The 14788-nt window shown below is 64.8% G+C and carries 15 protein-coding genes; 6 read left to right on the forward strand and 9 right to left on the reverse strand.

Translation table 11 applies throughout. The features are described 5' to 3' along the window. Window positions 1-149: 149 nt before the first annotated feature. The 7 genes from tuf to hppD form a co-directional block, all read right to left on the reverse strand. A complete protein-coding gene (gene tuf, locus K940_RS0107715; protein ID WP_028477053.1) occupies window positions 150-1340 on the reverse strand; it encodes an elongation factor Tu in 1191 nt (396 codons plus the stop codon). Window positions 1341-1454: 114 nt separating this feature from the next. After that, complete coding sequence (gene fusA, locus K940_RS0107720; RefSeq protein WP_028477054.1) at window positions 1455-3557, reverse strand: elongation factor G; 2103 nt, start codon at window positions 3555-3557, stop codon at window positions 1455-1457. A 137-nt stretch (window positions 3558-3694) separates the two neighbouring features. Next, window positions 3695-4165, reverse strand: coding sequence for a 30S ribosomal protein S7 (rpsG, locus tag K940_RS0107725; RefSeq protein ID WP_014353063.1), 471 nt, complete (start codon window positions 4163-4165; stop codon window positions 3695-3697). 1 nt (window position 4166) lies between these two features. Then, window positions 4167-4541 carry a 30S ribosomal protein S12 gene (gene rpsL / locus K940_RS0107730; protein WP_014353064.1) on the reverse strand — a complete coding sequence of 125 codons (375 nt, stop codon included), beginning with the start codon at window positions 4539-4541 and terminating at the stop codon, window positions 4167-4169. Between the two features lie 338 nt (window positions 4542-4879). Then, the gene (locus tag K940_RS0107740; RefSeq protein WP_081706219.1) at window positions 4880-5467 is read right to left on the reverse strand and encodes a DUF3558 domain-containing protein; all 588 of its coding nucleotides are present in this window, start codon (window positions 5465-5467) and stop codon (window positions 4880-4882) included. Window positions 5468-5475: 8 nt separating this feature from the next. Next, the gene (locus K940_RS0107745; protein ID WP_028477056.1) at window positions 5476-6009 is read right to left on the reverse strand and encodes a DUF3558 domain-containing protein; all 534 of its coding nucleotides are present in this window, start codon (window positions 6007-6009) and stop codon (window positions 5476-5478) included. A gap of 63 nt (window positions 6010-6072) precedes the next feature. Further along, on the reverse strand, window positions 6073-7275 hold the full coding sequence (gene hppD / locus K940_RS0107750) for a 4-hydroxyphenylpyruvate dioxygenase (RefSeq protein ID WP_028477057.1): 1203 nt from the start codon (window positions 7273-7275) through the stop codon (window positions 6073-6075). A 159-nt stretch (window positions 7276-7434) separates the two neighbouring features. Between hppD and K940_RS27400 the strand changes: the two genes are divergently transcribed. Then, window positions 7435-8004 (forward strand): Lrp/AsnC family transcriptional regulator, encoded by a 570-nt coding sequence (locus tag K940_RS27400; protein WP_051406976.1) that lies wholly within the window; start codon window positions 7435-7437, stop codon window positions 8002-8004. 98 nt (window positions 8005-8102) lie between these two features. Here the strand turns inward: K940_RS27400 and K940_RS0107760 are convergent, their stop codons facing one another. Then, a complete protein-coding gene (locus K940_RS0107760; protein ID WP_028477058.1) occupies window positions 8103-9077 on the reverse strand; it encodes an NADPH:quinone oxidoreductase family protein in 975 nt (324 codons plus the stop codon). A 141-nt stretch (window positions 9078-9218) separates the two neighbouring features. On the opposite strand from K940_RS0107760, the gene K940_RS0107765 reads away from it, so the two are divergent. The 3 genes from K940_RS0107765 (at window position 9219) to K940_RS0107775 (ending at window position 11710) form a co-directional block, all read left to right on the forward strand. After that, on the forward strand, window positions 9219-9566 hold the full coding sequence (locus K940_RS0107765; protein ID WP_028477059.1) for a type VII secretion target: 348 nt from the start codon (window positions 9219-9221) through the stop codon (window positions 9564-9566). Next, entirely contained in the window at window positions 9563-10726 is a 1164-nt protein-coding gene (locus K940_RS0107770; RefSeq protein WP_028477060.1) for a transglycosylase SLT domain-containing protein, read from the forward strand. The genes K940_RS0107765 and K940_RS0107770 overlap by 4 nt, the downstream gene beginning before the upstream one ends. A gap of 210 nt (window positions 10727-10936) precedes the next feature. Next, window positions 10937-11710, forward strand: a complete 774-nt coding sequence (locus tag K940_RS0107775; protein WP_028477061.1) for an acyl-[acyl-carrier-protein] thioesterase — start codon at window positions 10937-10939, stop codon at window positions 11708-11710. Window positions 11711-11784: 74 nt separating this feature from the next. Here the strand turns inward: K940_RS0107775 and K940_RS0107780 are convergent, their stop codons facing one another. After that, window positions 11785-13455, reverse strand: a complete 1671-nt coding sequence (locus K940_RS0107780; RefSeq protein WP_028477062.1) for an FAD-dependent oxidoreductase — start codon at window positions 13453-13455, stop codon at window positions 11785-11787. A gap of 163 nt (window positions 13456-13618) precedes the next feature. On the opposite strand from K940_RS0107780, the gene K940_RS0107785 reads away from it, so the two are divergent. Together K940_RS0107785 and K940_RS0107790 are read left to right on the forward strand one after the other, a co-directional pair. Further along, on the forward strand, window positions 13619-14110 hold the full coding sequence (locus tag K940_RS0107785; protein ID WP_028477063.1) for a histidine phosphatase family protein: 492 nt from the start codon (window positions 13619-13621) through the stop codon (window positions 14108-14110). Window positions 14111-14417: 307 nt separating this feature from the next. Beyond that, on the forward strand, window positions 14418-14711 hold the full coding sequence (locus K940_RS0107790; RefSeq protein ID WP_028477064.1) for a putative quinol monooxygenase: 294 nt from the start codon (window positions 14418-14420) through the stop codon (window positions 14709-14711). The last annotated feature ends 77 nt before the right edge of the window (window positions 14712-14788 follow it).

The following is a 14788-nucleotide window of genomic DNA, read 5'->3' on the forward strand; positions in this document are numbered from 1 at the left end:
GCTGTGACGGGACCGTCTACCGGCGTGCGGCGGACCCGTCGAGGGAGCTCGGGACCGGTCGAGACGTTGTCGTGGATTCGCACATCGCTTTCGAAAACGAGAACGGCGCCGCCCATACCGGGCGGCGCCGTTCTCGGCGATTCAGACAATCACTTGATGATCTTCGTGACGCGGCCGGCGCCGACGGTGCGGCCACCCTCGCGGATCGCGAAACGCAGACCCTCGTCCATGGCGACCGGCTGGATCAGCTTGACCGACATCTCGGTGTTGTCACCGGGCATGACCATCTCGGTGCCCTCGGGCAGGCTCACTACGCCCGTCACGTCCGTGGTACGGAAGTAGAACTGCGGACGGTAGTTGTTGAAGAACGGGGTGTGGCGACCACCCTCGTCCTTCGACAGGATGTAGGCCTGACCTTCGAACTCGGTGTGCGGGGTGGTGGTGCCCGGCTTCACGACGACCTGGCCGCGCTCCACATCCTCACGCTTGATACCACGGACCAGCAGACCGACATTGTCGCCCGCCTGACCCTGGTCGAGCAGCTTGCGGAACATCTCGATACCGGTGACCGTGGTCTTGGTCTTGTCCGGACGGATGCCGACGATCTCGACTTCCTCGTTCACGTTGATCACGCCGCGCTCGACGCGACCGGTGACGACCGTGCCACGACCGGTGATGGTGAACACGTCCTCGACCGGCATCAGGAACGGCTTGTCGGTCTCACGCACGGGGTCCGGAATGGACTCGTCGACCGCGGACATCAGCTCGAGCACCGACTCGGTCCACTTCTCGTCGCCCTCGAGCGCCTTCAGACCGGAGACCCGCACCACCGGCGCGTCTTCGTCGAACTCCTGCGAGCCGAGCAGCTCACGGACCTCCATCTCGACAAGCTCGAGGATCTCCTCGTCGTCGACCATGTCGGCCTTGTTCAGCGCGACCAAGATGTAGGGCACACCGACCTGACGCGCGAGCAGCACGTGCTCACGCGTCTGCGGCATCGGGCCGTCGGTGGCGGCGACCACGAGGATGGCGCCGTCCATCTGCGCCGCGCCGGTGATCATATTCTTGATGTAGTCGGCGTGACCCGGCGCGTCGACGTGCGCGTAGTGGCGCTTCTCCGTCTGGTATTCGACGTGGGAGATGTTGATCGTGATACCACGAGCCTTCTCCTCGGGCGCCTTGTCGATCTGATCGAACGCGAAGCTCTCGTTCAGCTCCGGGTACTTGTCAGCCAGCACCTTGGTGATCGCCGCGGTCAGCGTGGTCTTGCCGTGGTCGACGTGACCGATGGTGCCGATGTTGACGTGCGGCTTCGTCCGCTCGAACTTCGCCTTCGCCACTTCTTTGTCCTCCTGGACTTGTTGGTGCGTGCAGTTGCAGCAGTGCGGGTACTTGAATTGGGGTCGTGCTGACGCCCGGCTGCCGGGACAAGTGTGGCACTTGCCCCGGCGGTGTCACTCGCCGGTCGCCTTGGCGATGATCTCCTTCGACACGTTGGCCGGAACCTCCGCGTACGAGTCGAACACCATGGAGTAGTTCGCCCGGCCCTGCGTCTTCGATCGCAGGTCACCGATGTAGCCGAACATCTCCGAGAGCGGAACCAGCGCCTTGACGACACGGGCACCACTGCGTTCCTCCATGGCCTGAATCTGACCACGGCGGGAGTTCAGGTCGCCGATCACGTCGCCCATGTAGTCCTCGGGCGTGGTGACCTCGACCGCGACAATCGGTTCGAGAATCACCGGACCGGCCTTGCGCGCCGCCTCTTTGAGGGCCTGCGCGCCAGCGATCTTGAACGCCATCTCCGAGGAGTCGACGTCGTGGTAGGCGCCATCGAGCAGCACAACCTTCAGATTCACCAGCGGAAAGCCGGCGAGCACGCCGTACTGCATGGCGTCCTGGGCACCGGCATCCACCGAAGGGATGTACTCCTTCGGTACGCGGCCACCGGTGACCTTGTTCTCGAACTCGTAGTGTGCGCCGTCCTCACCGACAAAAGGTTCGAGACCGATGATGACCTTCGCGAACTGACCGGAGCCACCCGTCTGCTTCTTGTGGGTGAACTCGAGCTTCTCGACTCGCTTGGTGATCGTCTCCCGGTAGGCCACCTGCGGCTTGCCGACATTGGCCTCGACCTTGAACTCGCGCTTCATCCGGTCGACCAGGACATCGAGGTGCAACTCACCCATACCGCCGATGACGGTCTGACCGGTCTCGGCATCCAGCTTCACCGAGAAGGTCGGGTCCTCTTCGGAGAGCCGCTGAATCGCGGTGCCCAGCTTCTCCTGGTCTGACTTGGTCTTCGGCTCGATGGAAACCTCGATGACCGGGTCCGGGAAGGTCATCGACTCCAGCACGATCTGGTTCTGCGGGTCGCACAGGGTGTCGCCGGTCGTGGTGTCCTTGAGGCCGATGACCGCGTAGATGTGTCCCGCCGAGGCCGCAGGAACCGGGTTCTCCTTGTTGGAGTGCATCTGGAACAGTTTGCCCAGACGCTCCTTCTTTCCCTTGACCGAATTGATGACCTGGGCGCCGGAGTCGACCTTGCCGGAATACACCCGGATGTAGGTCAACTTCCCGAAGAACGGGTGCACCGCGATCTTGAACGCCAAGGCCGCGAACGGCTCGTCCGCGCTCTGCGCGCGAGTGAGCTCTTGACTTTCCTTGCCGGGAACATGCCCTGTGGTCGCCTCCACGTCCAGGGGTGAGGGCAAGTAGTCGATGACGGCGTCGAGCATGGGCTGCACACCCTTGTTCTTGAACGCCGAACCACACAGCACAGGGTAGATTTCGGAGGACACCGTCATCTTGCGGATGGCGCCCTTGATCTCCTCGATGGTCAGTTCGTCGCCGGCGAAGAACTTCTCCAGCAGCGCCTCATCGGATTCCGCGACGGCCTCGAGCAGTTCCTGACGGTACTGCTCGGCCTTCTCCTTCAGCTCCGCGGGAATTTCGACGACCTCGTACTGTTCGCCGAGCTTGGTCTCGCCCCGCCAGACCTTGGCATTGTTCTCGATCAGATCGACGATGCCCTCGAAGGTGTCTTCCGCGCCGATCGGCAGCTGCAGCACCAGCGGTTTGGCGCCGAGCCGCTCCTTGATGGTCTGCACGGTGAAGTAGAAGTCCGCACCGAGCTTGTCCATCTTGTTGACGAAGCAGATCCGCGGCACGTCGTACTTGTCGGCCTGACGCCACACCTGCTCGGACTGCGGTTCGACGCCTTCCTTGCCGTCGAACACCGCAACGGCACCGTCCAGCACCCGCAGTGACCGCTCCACCTCCACGGTGAAGTCGACGTGCCCGGGCGTGTCGATGATGTTGATCTGGTTGTCGTTCCAGAAACACGTGGTGGCCGCGGAGGTGATGGTGATACCACGCTCCTGCTCTTGTGCCATCCAGTCCATCGTGGCGGCGCCGTCGTGGACCTCACCGATCTTGTAGGTGATACCGGTATAGAAGAGGATGCGTTCGGTCGTGGTCGTCTTGCCCGCGTCGATGTGGGCCATGATGCCGATGTTGCGGACCTTGTTCAGGTCGGTGAGCACGTCCTGTGCCACGGAAATCTTCCCCGCTCGTAGCTAGTTGGGATTATCGGGGACGACCCTGTGGTCGCCACTATGTCAACGCAGGAAGCGGCCGGTGAGTGCCGCATTCCGGCTGTGCCTCCCGACCCAGGCGACGGGCCGGGCAGAGATCACCAGCGGTAGTGCGCGAAGGCTCGGTTGGACTCGGCCATCTTGTGGGTGTCCTCGCGGCGTTTCACCGAGGCGCCGAGGCCGTTGCTGGCGTCGAGCAACTCGTTGGCAAGCCGCTCGACCATGGTCTTCTCTCGGCGCGCGCGGGAGAAGTTGACCAGCCAGCGCAATGCCAGAGTGTTCGCGCGGCCCGGACGAACCTCGACCGGGACCTGGTAGGTGGCACCACCGACACGACGGGGCTTCACCTCCAGGGAGGGCTTGACATTGTCCAGCGCGCGTTTCAGCGTGACGACCGGGTCGGTGCCGGTCTTCTCGCGCGCCTGTTCCAGCGCGCCGTAGACGATACGCTCGGCGGTGGACTTCTTACCGTCCAGCAGGATCTTGTTGACCAACTGGGTGACCAGCGGCGAACCATAGACCGGGTCGTTGATCAGCGGACGCTTGGGTGCGGGGCCCTTGCGTGGCATATCAGCTCTTCTCCTTCTTGGCGCCGTAGCGGCTGCGGGCCTGCTTGCGGTTCTTCACACCCTGCGTATCCAGCGAGCCGCGGATGATCTTGTAGCGGACACCGGGGAGATCCTTCACACGACCGCCACGGACCAGCACCATGGAGTGCTCCTGCAGATTGTGGCCCTCGCCCGGGATGTAGGCTGTGACCTCGACCGCGCTGGTCAGGCGAACACGCGCGACCTTGCGCAGCGCAGAGTTCGGCTTCTTCGGGGTCGTGGTGTACACGCGGGTGCACACCCCACGACGCTGCGGGCTCCCCTTGAGGGCCGCAGTCTTCGTCTTGGCGACCTTGTCGCGGCGACCCTTGCGGACCAGCTGGTTGATGGTTGGCATAGACCGGCTTCCTTGTTGATTAACGCGGTGTCTGGAATTTCATGTCGGTGTTCAATTGGCGGCGCCCCTGGCTGGTCGCGGTCGAACGACCGTCTCCGAGCCTGGCCTTCACGCCGCTGTCATCGAGCTCGCGCTCGCACGTCCGGCCAGGTTTCTCGCGTCCCGAGGTCGGGCGTGTCGCACACGCCGCAGCGCCCGAATTCCGGGCACGCTGAACTTCTCAGCCGCTTTCGCTGGCCTACGGTCGCGCACGAACCTGCCCGCATGCTTCCGGGCACAGCGCTCCACGATACCCGCGGTCGGGACACAGGGTCAAAGTGGGCCGGAACCGGCGCGGTCTACCTGGCCAGGTTCAATGTCATCTCCATCAGTTTCACGGCCGCACCGCACGGATCAGTGTGGTTGGAGCCTGGTTCGTAGTTGACCCACCAACCGATCACCCCTCTGTCCGGCGCACTCGCGGTCACACCACAGGAATCGGGATCGTTCGGACGTTGGGTCCGAAGCGCGAGTGAACCCTCGACAGTAATGTTCGTCGTGTGGTAGCCGAGCTTGTTGTTCGTCTGCTTCTCGTTGCTCAATGTGCCGTTCTCGTACCAATTGAGCGTGACCATCCCGCGGCCGCTGGGTCCGCCGCGCAGGTCCCACATGCAGACCGCACCGAAGAACGAGTCATCGACGGCAGTGCCCTTGCCGACTGCCGTTTCGATCTGCTTCGGGGACAGAATGTCGCACTCCCTCAGCAACTTGTCCAGCTTGTCCAGCCGAGAGTTCACCTCGTCCGGCCGGGTATTGGCTCGATCACTTCCGCCGGCGGGCTGCGCGGAGCCGGAGACGACCCGACCACAGCTGGTCAGGAACAACGCGATGACCGCGCCGAGGACAACGGCAACGACCCGACGGCTCGGGCCTCGACTCAGGTTCATCCCGCCCCCTATTGCAGCCGCTGCACTGTCAACTCGGCCAAAGCGCGACTCCGATCACACGGGTTCTCGGGCTGCATGGAGAGGTTGGAGAAACCCAAGGCGGTCGACCACTCGAAGAAATCGTCGCCGAGTTGCACAGCCAGGTCGCATATCCTCCCGTCCGGACCCATCGCCGCGAAGCCCTCCCGCCCAGCTACCGTGATCGACTCGGGCGGTCGACCGTTGATGATGACCCACTCCCGTTCCCGTTCGATCGGACTGGCCCGGTAGGACGCGAAAGTGATACTGCGGGAATCGATTCCCGCCGACACCCAGTTACAGCCGACGGCGTTCCTGAATACGGACGAGAATTCTGCGAACCCACCGAGATCGCGTACCTCGTCATCGGTCACATGGCCGCACTCCCCGACGAATGGTCCCAAGGGCAGCACTTTCGGCGCTGGAGGCGACGAGCCCGGAATCTCCTGCTCGCCGCCGGAACCACAGGCCGCCAGCGTGAGCAACGAGGCTGCCGCGAGGGCGACCGCCGACTTGATCCGCATGGGAGGAACTCTACCGACGCCCCGGTCGCGGCGGTACGACCAGCAGGCGCGCCGGATGACCGATCAAAGGTTTCCGCGGCTGCTCTGCTCGCGTTCGATCGCCTCGAACAGCGCTTTGAAGTTTCCTTTGCCGAAACCGAGGGAACCGTGGCGTTCGATGAGTTCGAAGAAGACGGTGGGCCTATCGGTGAGCGGCCTGGTGAAGATCTGCAGCAGATAGCCGTCCTCGTCCCGGTCGACCAGGATGCCGCGGCGCTGGAGCTCCTCGACCGATACCCGGACCTGTCCGATACGAGCCCGTAATTCGGGGTCTTCGTAGTAGGTCGCGGGCGTCTCGAGGAATTCGACGCCCTCGCGCCGGAGTGCGTCGACGCAGGCGAGAATGTCGCTCGTGGCAAGCGCAATGTGCTGGACTCCGGGACCTCGATAGAACTCCAGGTATTCATCGATCTGCGAGCGCTTCTTCCCCGCTGCCGGCTCGTTGAGCGGGAATTTCACTCGGTGGTTCCCATTGGCGACGACCTTGCTCATCAGTGCCGAATACTCGGTGGCGATATCGTCGCCCACGAATTCGGCCATGTTCGTGAAACCCATGACACGCCGGTAGAACTCGACCCATTCCTCCATGCGACCGAGTTCCACGTTGCCGACGACATGATCGATCGCCTGAAACAAGCGACGGGGTGCGCCATCTCGCGGCTGATAGCTCGAACTCCGCGCGACGTAGCCGGGCAGATACGGCCCCCGATAGCCGGAACGATCGACCAGCGTGTGCCGGGTCTCGCCGTAGGTCGCCAGTGCGGCCGATCGGACAGTACCGAAATCGTCTGTGTCGTCGTGCGGTTCGACCAAGACGGTGGCGCCCTGCTCGCGCGCCCAGGCGACACAGCGATCGACGTCCGCCACCTCGAGCCCGATGTCGAGCACACCGTCGCCGTGCCGATCGTGGTGCGCGACCATCGGACTGTGCGGGTCCACTGCCCCAGCGACGACGAAACGCGCTGCACCGCTGCGCAGAACGAAGGCCTTGTGATCACGATTGCCGGTCTCGGGGCCGGAGTAGGCCTCCAATCGCATACCGAACGCGGATTCCAAGAAGTGGGTGGTCTGGGTGGCGTTGCCCACCACCCAGACCACGGCGTCCCATCCGATGACAGGGAACGGATCGTTTCGAGAGTCGTGTTCGACCAGTCCCACGAGAGTGCGCATGTCACTGTCTCCGGCAGCCGCCGCGGACCAAGCATCGGGCAGGTGTTCGATGGTCATGCCTCAAGGAAATAGCCGGCCGTCCGGGATAGGCAACAGCCCGGATTTACAGTAGGCAGTATGGCCAATTCGGCTAGGTGAGAGCCCGGAATGCTGGACCATTTGAATAGCATCAGCCGGACAGGCAGCCGGCCTGGCCGGTGCCCGAACGGAGGCATCATGCCGCGTACTCCAGCGAAAATCGACGAACTCGACCTCGCCATACTCACCGCGATGCACGAGCATCAGCGGGCCGGAATTCTCGAGCTGTCGCGTCGTACCAAGGTCGCCCGCGCCACAGTGCAGTCCCGAATCGCCCGCATGGAGGACTCCGGTGTGATCGCTTCGTACGACCCTCAGATCGATGTCACCGCGGCAGGGTTCGATGTGCAGGCGTTCGTCACGCTGGAGATCGCCCAGGGCGCGTTGGACGCGGTGACTGCCGAGCTCGATGCGATCCCCAGCGTGCTCGAGGCCTACGCCACCACCGGATCGGGGGATGTGTTGTGCCGGATCGGAGCCGACTCGCACGCCGGGTTGCAAGCGGTGCTGCTGAGCATCGACCGAACGTCGTCGGTCGTGCGCTCGCACAGCGTCATCGTGCTGTCGACGGTGGTGGCGCGGCGCGCACTGCCACTGTTGCGTTCGCTGGGCCCGACCGGAACCAGCAAAGCACCCGCATATCGCTCGCCGCGCGAAGACGGCCTCCGCGAACCACACCCACGTGCGCACCGGCCGCGCACGTCGTGACCCCGGTGTCGTCGGAGCGCCTCGGCGCAGCGCCACCACGACAAACCACAGCGCAGCGCCACCACGACAAACCACAGCGCAGCGCCACCACGACGACCTCAGCGCAGCGCCACCACGACCTTTCCGGTTGCGGTGCGGTTGTCCAACGAGGCGACCGCCTCCGCGGCCTTGTCCAGGGGGTAGACGACCGGATCGGGCGGCGCGATTGCGCCGGAGACCAGCAACGGCTCCACCTCGGCCCATTGCTGCTGCAGATAGCCTGGATGCGACATCGCCCAGGCACCCCACGCCGCGCCGACCACCTCGACATTGTTCAGCAGCAACCGATTGACCTTGACTGTGGGGATATCCCCGGCGGTGAACCCCACGACCAACAGTCGGCCCGCGGGAGCAAGGCAACGAATGCTGTCGGTGAAGCGGTTTCCCCCGACCGGGTCGAGCACGATGTCGACACCGCGACCGTCGGTCAACTCTCGGACCGCGTGCAGCCAACCATCGGTCGACACCACATCGGTGGCCCCGTTGGCGCGGGCTACCGTGGCCTTTTCCTCGGTGCTCACCACGGCGACGACTCGCCCCGCGCCGAGAGCTGCGGCCATGCGCAGTGTCGACGTGCCGATCCCGCCCGCGGCACCGTGCACCAGCACCGTCTCACCGGCCGCCAACCTGCCACGAGTGCGCAGGCAGAAGTGCACTGTCAGATCGTTGAACAGCACCCCGGCGCCCGCCTCCAACGACACGTTGTCCGGAAGAGCGAACACCATCTGTGCGGGCACGACTGCGGTCTCTGCCATGGCGTTACCGAGCAGTGTCAGCGCGACCACCCGGTCACCGGCACGCACGTGTGCATCGTGGGGTGCTTCACGCACGATGCCCGCGAGCTCACCCCCGAGAACGAACGGCACCTCCGGCTTCATCTGATAGAGACCCCGGGTCATCAACACATCCGGGAAGGCGACGCCCGCCGCGTGGACGTCGACCACGACGCCCCCCGGGTCCGATGCCGGCTCCGGGATATCCACGATCCGGATCGCCTCCGGTCCTTCCAGTGTGCCGATCTGGGCTGCGCGCATGTGCTGACCTCTCTGTCGTCGCAACGGCGTGCACGTGCCGATGCCTCATCGACAACCTAGCCGGCTTCTTCGTCCCCTGTTCGGAGCACCTGATTTTGTTATGCTGACCACGACCTCACGGTCCAGGAGGGAAGGGGGACGATGACCGAGAACGATCAACGGTCACCTGCACCGACGACGTTGGAAGTCGATCCAGCGGCGCTGCAGGCATTCGCTCGTACGCTGCGCGAGGAAGCTGCGGCGATCGGTGATCTGAACACGGGGAACGCGGCAGCGGGCACCGAGCTGGTCGCGGCGGCCGCCGCACTACCGGGCACCGACTTCGCGCCGGTTGCCCAGCACGCGGCCGATGCCGTCGACCGAAGTCTGCACCGGATCGGCGCACGACTCACCACCATCGCCGACAACCTGCGCAATGCCGCCGGCGCCTACGAACTGGCCGAGGACGACTTCGCGGCGAGGCTGCGCGGCGTCGGTCTGCTGCAATGATCCTCACCGTCCCGGACGTGGCGAACTGGCAACCACAGCAACTGTCCGCGGCCGGCATCTCGGTCGAGACCTTGTCGCAGGGGCTCGATGCCGCGGTCGATACTGGCGCCGCCGCGACCCGGGCGCTCGCCGAGGAGAACAAATGGTCCGGTTCCGCGGGTGAAGCGGCGCAAGCACGAATGCACACCGAGAAGGTCCGCGCATCGACAGTGAGCGCTGCACTGTTGGACCTGAGCACCGCGCTCACTGTGCATGTACAGCACGTGGCCGAGGCGAAGGCCACGGTGGTGCGCCTGCGCGATGATGCGCTCGGACAGACTCCGCCCTTCGAGGTCGCACCCGATGGCACTGTGACCGCCGAGGCGCGGATCGCCAATCTGCGCGCCCACTCGGACAAGGCCGACGTCGAGCTACTCGTCATCCAGGAAGCGCTGCAGGCGGCCTCCCGAAGCTGGGAGCTGACCATGGCGCTGAAAACCGCCCAAGAGGTGGCCGAACACGCCACAGCACAGCTCGGCGTTGCAGTCGATGCGCTGGAGGTCGCATTCGCCGCACTCGGCGAGCCGACCTCGAACCTGCCAACAGATACCCCGGCGACCGCACCGGCGAGCAGCTCGAGCGTGCCGACGAGCTCCTTCGGATCGCCGACGAGCATTTCGTCGGGGGCGCCCGCCATCAGCCCAGCACCGGAGGCAGCGAGCCGCGTGATGGGCGGCGGATACACCGACAGCTCCGGATCGCAGCCGGGCGCCTCGTACGGCGCCGGCCCAGGACCGTCCGCGCCGGCCGGCCCGCTACCCAGCGGCGACGTCGGGCGCTGGGTCGAGGAGGCCAAACAGAAGCTCATCGCCATGGGCTACGATCCCGCGGCCATCGATGAGCGGGCGATCGCGATGATCATCCAGCACGAGTCCGCCGGCAATCCGTACGCCGAGAATCGTTGGGACAGCAACTGGATAGCCGGACATCCGTCGAAGGGGTTGATGCAGACCATCGACAGCACCTTCAACGCCTACAAAGCACCCGGCCACGACGACATCTGGAACCCGGTCGACAACATCATCGCCGGCGTGCGGTACGCGATCGACCGGTATGGGTCTCTCGGCAACGTCCCCGGTGTGGCGGCGGTGAACTCCGGAGGTGCATACCAGGGATATTGATTCATTCGTCGTTCTCGCAACGGTGCGCCCTGCCCGGTGGTTCCCTCGGTGCGTCGATCCGATACGACGCCTTCCTCGCCGACGCGCCAGCGAACGGACTATGAATGAGATACGACGACTCGACGTGAGGTGACAAGATTCGCCCCGTAAAGTCGTCACCACAGCACCGTATGAAGAAACGCGGCACACCGTGCAGCGCGAGGAGCACAAGTGTCACTCGATCAGCCACTCGCCCCGCTTTCCCAGGAGGGCATGGGCTTTGCTTCGGCGTGGCCCGTCCGGGCTGGCGACGTGGACCCCTACAACCGGTTGCGATTCGACGCCATCGCCCGCTACCTGCAAGATATCGCCTGGGAGAACCTGCACCAGACATTCTTTCAGCAGACCGATCCGAATTGGATCGTCCGTCGAACGGTCATCGATGTCGTCCGTCCCATCCTGTGGCCGGACGAGGTGCAACTGCTGCGGTGGTGCTCGGCGATGTCCACGCGCTGGACCAATATGCGGGTGCGAATCACCAGTGGAAGCGGCGGTCTGATCGAGACCGAGGCTTTCTGGATCAATATCAGCGAGTCCACCGGGATGCCCGCCCGGATCAGCGACCGAGGACTCGCCCACTTGGCCCGCACGTCCAGCGAGCACCGCCTGCGGTGGCGCCCCTATCTGACCGACAGCACGCCGCCGGAGTCGGATACCGACCTGCCGTATCCGGTGCGTGCCACCGATATCGACCAATACAACCATGTCAACAATGCCAGCTATTGGCAGGCAGTAGAGCAGTTCTTGGTCGAGTACCCCAAGCTGATCGCGGCGCCACACCGCGCTGTGATCGAGTACGTGACGCCGGTGCTGGCCCGCCAGCATGTGACCGTGCGTAGCCGATACGAACCCGGTGACCGGACCGGACAACCGGTATTACGGCTGTGGTTCGTGGTCGGCGAGACCACCACGACGGTGGTTCGCCTCATGCCGCTCCCTGCCTGAAGTACGCGACCGCCCCTGCGAACGGACTCGCCGGCTGTCGGTCGGAAGCGCGAACCGACCGACCTCCACAGCGATCAGTCGCGCGCGGCCTTCAGCAGCTCGTCGCGAGTCGCGAATTTGACCCGGGGCCGCCCGGCGACCTTGCCGGCCGCCCGCTCTGCCTCATCGATCGCGCGCCACCCCGCTCGGTCCACCATGTTCGGTTGACGCTGTTCGAGCAACCTCTGCAACGCAGCCCGGTCGCCGGTCGGGGTGCCGAGCTTGCCCGCTGTGAGGTCGGCGATCAACGCCTCGATGGTCTCTTCGGCATCGGTTCGGTTCGAGCCGATCACCCCGCGCGGCCCTCGCTTGATCCAGCCACTGACATACACTCCGGGCAATGGCGTGCCGGCGTCGCCGATCACGCGACCGTTCTCGTTGGGCACGACGCCACGGCGTTCGTCGAACGGCACGCCGCCGATCGGCGTACCGCGGTAGCCGATGGATCGCAGCACCAACGTCGTGTCGATGCTCTCGGTACGGTCGGTGGGCCTGGCCACCAGCTCGCCACCCACGTTCGACAATTCGTTGTGGACGAGTTCGACCGACTCCACCCGCTCGACGCCGGTGAGCGCGGTGGGCGAGGCCGAGTAGCGAAACACGATCCGCTTGTTGCCGGCAACACGGCGACCATGGGCGTACTCCTCGGCGAGAGTGTGCTTCAAAGCCAGCGCCGGCTCGATCTCGGGGTCGTCCAGGATCGCCCGACTGGCCGGGTCGAGTGCGATGTCGGCCTCGTTCACGATGACGTCGACGCCGTCGAGGTGGGCCAGGGCGAGGAATTCCGGCGAGGTATAGGCCGCCTGCAACGGACCCCGACGGCCGAGCACCACGACCTCACGGATTGCGCTGTGCCGCAAGGCCGCCAGCGCGTGGTCGGCGATATCGGTCTGCGCGAGTTGCTCCGGGTCGGTGGTCAGCACGCGGGCGACATCCAACGCGACATTGCCGTTGCCGACGATCACGGCTCGTTCGCCGGACAGGTCGAATGTGCGGTCCGCATAGTCGGGGTGGCCGTTGTACCACGCAACGAACTCGGTGGCGGAGTGGCTGCCGGCCAGGGTTTCGCCAGGGATACCGAGTTTGCGGTCGGTTGCGGCACCCACCGCGTAGATCACTGCATGGTGGTGGCGCAGGAGCTCCTCGTGCGATATGTGCGTGCCCACGTCGACATTGAGGTAGTACTGCACCGCCTCACGACGAAACGCGGATTCGAACATGTCCGACACCCCTTTGGTGGCCGGATGGTCCGGCGCGACGCCAGCGCGCACCAGCCCGCCTGGGGTCGGTAGGCGGTCGAACATCTCGATCTCGACATCCGCCCGGCGCAAGAGTTCGTCGGCCGCGTAGCACGCCGCAGGTCCTGCGCCGACGATTGCGACCCGCAAGGTACCCAGTTCCTTCGGCGCCCGCGCGGGCGTAACGATCGGATCGAAGTTCGACTCCAACGGGTGCCGCCGAAAGTACGCCGCGTTGATGTCGATGAATCGGGCCTGAGTGTCCGGGAGGTCGTCTTCGGAGAAGATGGCGTCCACCGGACACACGTCGACGCAGGCGCCGCAGTCGATACAGGTGTCCGGGTCGATGTAGAGCATCTCGGTTGTCGCGAACTCCGGCTGGTCCGGAGCCGGGCGGATGCAGTCGACCGGGCACTCTGGGACGCAGCTGGCGTCGTTGCAACAACGCTGCGTGATTACGTAGGCCATATCGTATTGATCCTCGAAAGTACGTGGGCTGTGGCCGCTCCTGGTGTTGTGGCGGTGGCTCGTCGTGCCACTGGAGCGCCGGCTTCAGCCCAAATGTGATGCCGCTTTCAGTGTGCCTCGAGTATGGTCGAAATCTCGCTTCCGGAGCCTCTACGGTATCTGCATGGCACGCACCCTGATCCTCATGCGGCACGGCAAGTCGGCCTACCCCGATGGCGTGGACGATCACCAGCGACCGTTGGCACCGCGGGGCCGACGGCAAGCCGGGATGGCCGGTCGGTGGTTGCAGGAAACTCAACCTCCGATCGACGCGGTGCGCTGCTCCACGGCCACCCGTACCCGCGAGACTCTCGCCGCCCTGGGAGTGACCGCTCCGGTCGTGTTCGACGCCGCGATCTACGAAGCCAGGCCGGCCACACTGATCGAACTGATCCAACTCGCCGATGACGACGTCGCGACCCTGCTACTGATCGGGCATGCGCCCGGCATGCCACAGACGGCATGGGAACTGGCGAGCAATCGCGACTGCGCACCCGCCATCGAACTCAGCGGGAAGTTCCCCACCTCCGCGCTGGCCATTCTTCGATTCGACGGCTCGTGGTCCGATGTCGCCCCGGCAGCCGGGGAACTGCTTCACTTCCACATCCCGCGCTGACTGCTCGGCGATGCCAGGACGGCGTGACCGGGTACCTGTCGACCAACCGTCTCGCACAGACCTCGAAAGGTGCCCGGTCGGCCCTACCGGCCAGCGAGCTAAGATCGATGCGCTTCGTCAGGGCCGAGGCCCGCTCCGGGACTCCGACATCACCCGAAGACAGATATTGGGCAGGCCAGCAGACCACTGTCGTCCGCTGGAACCCGGCCAGACCACAGGGTGTCGCAAACGGCTACGGCTCCGCTCACGGCGAGGAAGTCCTCAGCGGCGATTCGACAATTGTGAATGCAAACAGTAGGAGACGCTCATGTCGACATTGGTGCTCAATGTCCGCTTCATCGCCAAGCCGGGCAAGGAGAAGGAAGTACGAGAGGTGCTGGAAGCGGCTCTCGAACCGACTCGTGCCGAGGAAGGCTGCATCAGCTACGAGCTGTATCAGCATTACGCCGACCCGACCCGGATGGCGCTGTTGGAGGAGTGGGTCGACGCCGACGCGCTGGCAACGCACTTCGAAACGCCCCACCTGAAGGCAGTCATCGCCGGGCTGGAGAACATTCTGGTCGAGCCGTTCGACCTGCGGAAGTACAACGAGATCAAGTGACTGCGCCGGCCTGACGCCGCACGACGCACGGCCCCCACTCCCTGACGGGAGCGGGGGCCGTGCGCGTTGTGATCGAG

Origin of the sequence: Nocardia sp. CNY236, from assembly GCF_000482385.1 — a bacterium.
In the GTDB taxonomy this organism is placed as follows: Bacteria; Actinomycetota; Actinomycetes; order Mycobacteriales; family Mycobacteriaceae; genus Nocardia.

What these genes read in the sequence shown, in the direction of transcription:
- K940_RS0107760 (WP_028477058.1), bottom strand. Translation starts at nt 9,077, where the DNA reads ATGCGCGCAGCCCAGATCGGCACACTGGAAGGACCGGAGGCGATCCGG.
- rpsG (WP_014353063.1), bottom strand. Translation starts at nt 4,165, where the DNA reads ATGCCACGCAAGGGCCCCGCACCCAAGCGTCCGCTGATCAACGACCCG.
- K940_RS0107770 (WP_028477060.1), top strand. Translation starts at nt 9,563, where the DNA reads ATGATCCTCACCGTCCCGGACGTGGCGAACTGGCAACCACAGCAACTG.
- K940_RS0107765 (WP_028477059.1), top strand. Translation starts at nt 9,219, where the DNA reads ATGACCGAGAACGATCAACGGTCACCTGCACCGACGACGTTGGAAGTC.
- K940_RS0107740 (WP_081706219.1), bottom strand. Translation starts at nt 5,467, where the DNA reads ATGAACCTGAGTCGAGGCCCGAGCCGTCGGGTCGTTGCCGTTGTCCTC.
- K940_RS0107785 (WP_028477063.1), top strand. Translation starts at nt 13,619, where the DNA reads ATGGCACGCACCCTGATCCTCATGCGGCACGGCAAGTCGGCCTACCCC.
- rpsL (WP_014353064.1), bottom strand. Translation starts at nt 4,541, where the DNA reads ATGCCAACCATCAACCAGCTGGTCCGCAAGGGTCGCCGCGACAAGGTC.
- hppD (WP_028477057.1), bottom strand. Translation starts at nt 7,275, where the DNA reads ATGACCATCGAACACCTGCCCGATGCTTGGTCCGCGGCGGCTGCCGGA.
- K940_RS27400 (WP_051406976.1), top strand. Translation starts at nt 7,435, where the DNA reads ATGCCGCGTACTCCAGCGAAAATCGACGAACTCGACCTCGCCATACTC.
- K940_RS0107745 (WP_028477056.1), bottom strand. Translation starts at nt 6,009, where the DNA reads ATGCGGATCAAGTCGGCGGTCGCCCTCGCGGCAGCCTCGTTGCTCACG.
- K940_RS0107780 (WP_028477062.1), bottom strand. Translation starts at nt 13,455, where the DNA reads ATGGCCTACGTAATCACGCAGCGTTGTTGCAACGACGCCAGCTGCGTC.
- K940_RS0107790 (WP_028477064.1), top strand. Translation starts at nt 14,418, where the DNA reads ATGTCGACATTGGTGCTCAATGTCCGCTTCATCGCCAAGCCGGGCAAG.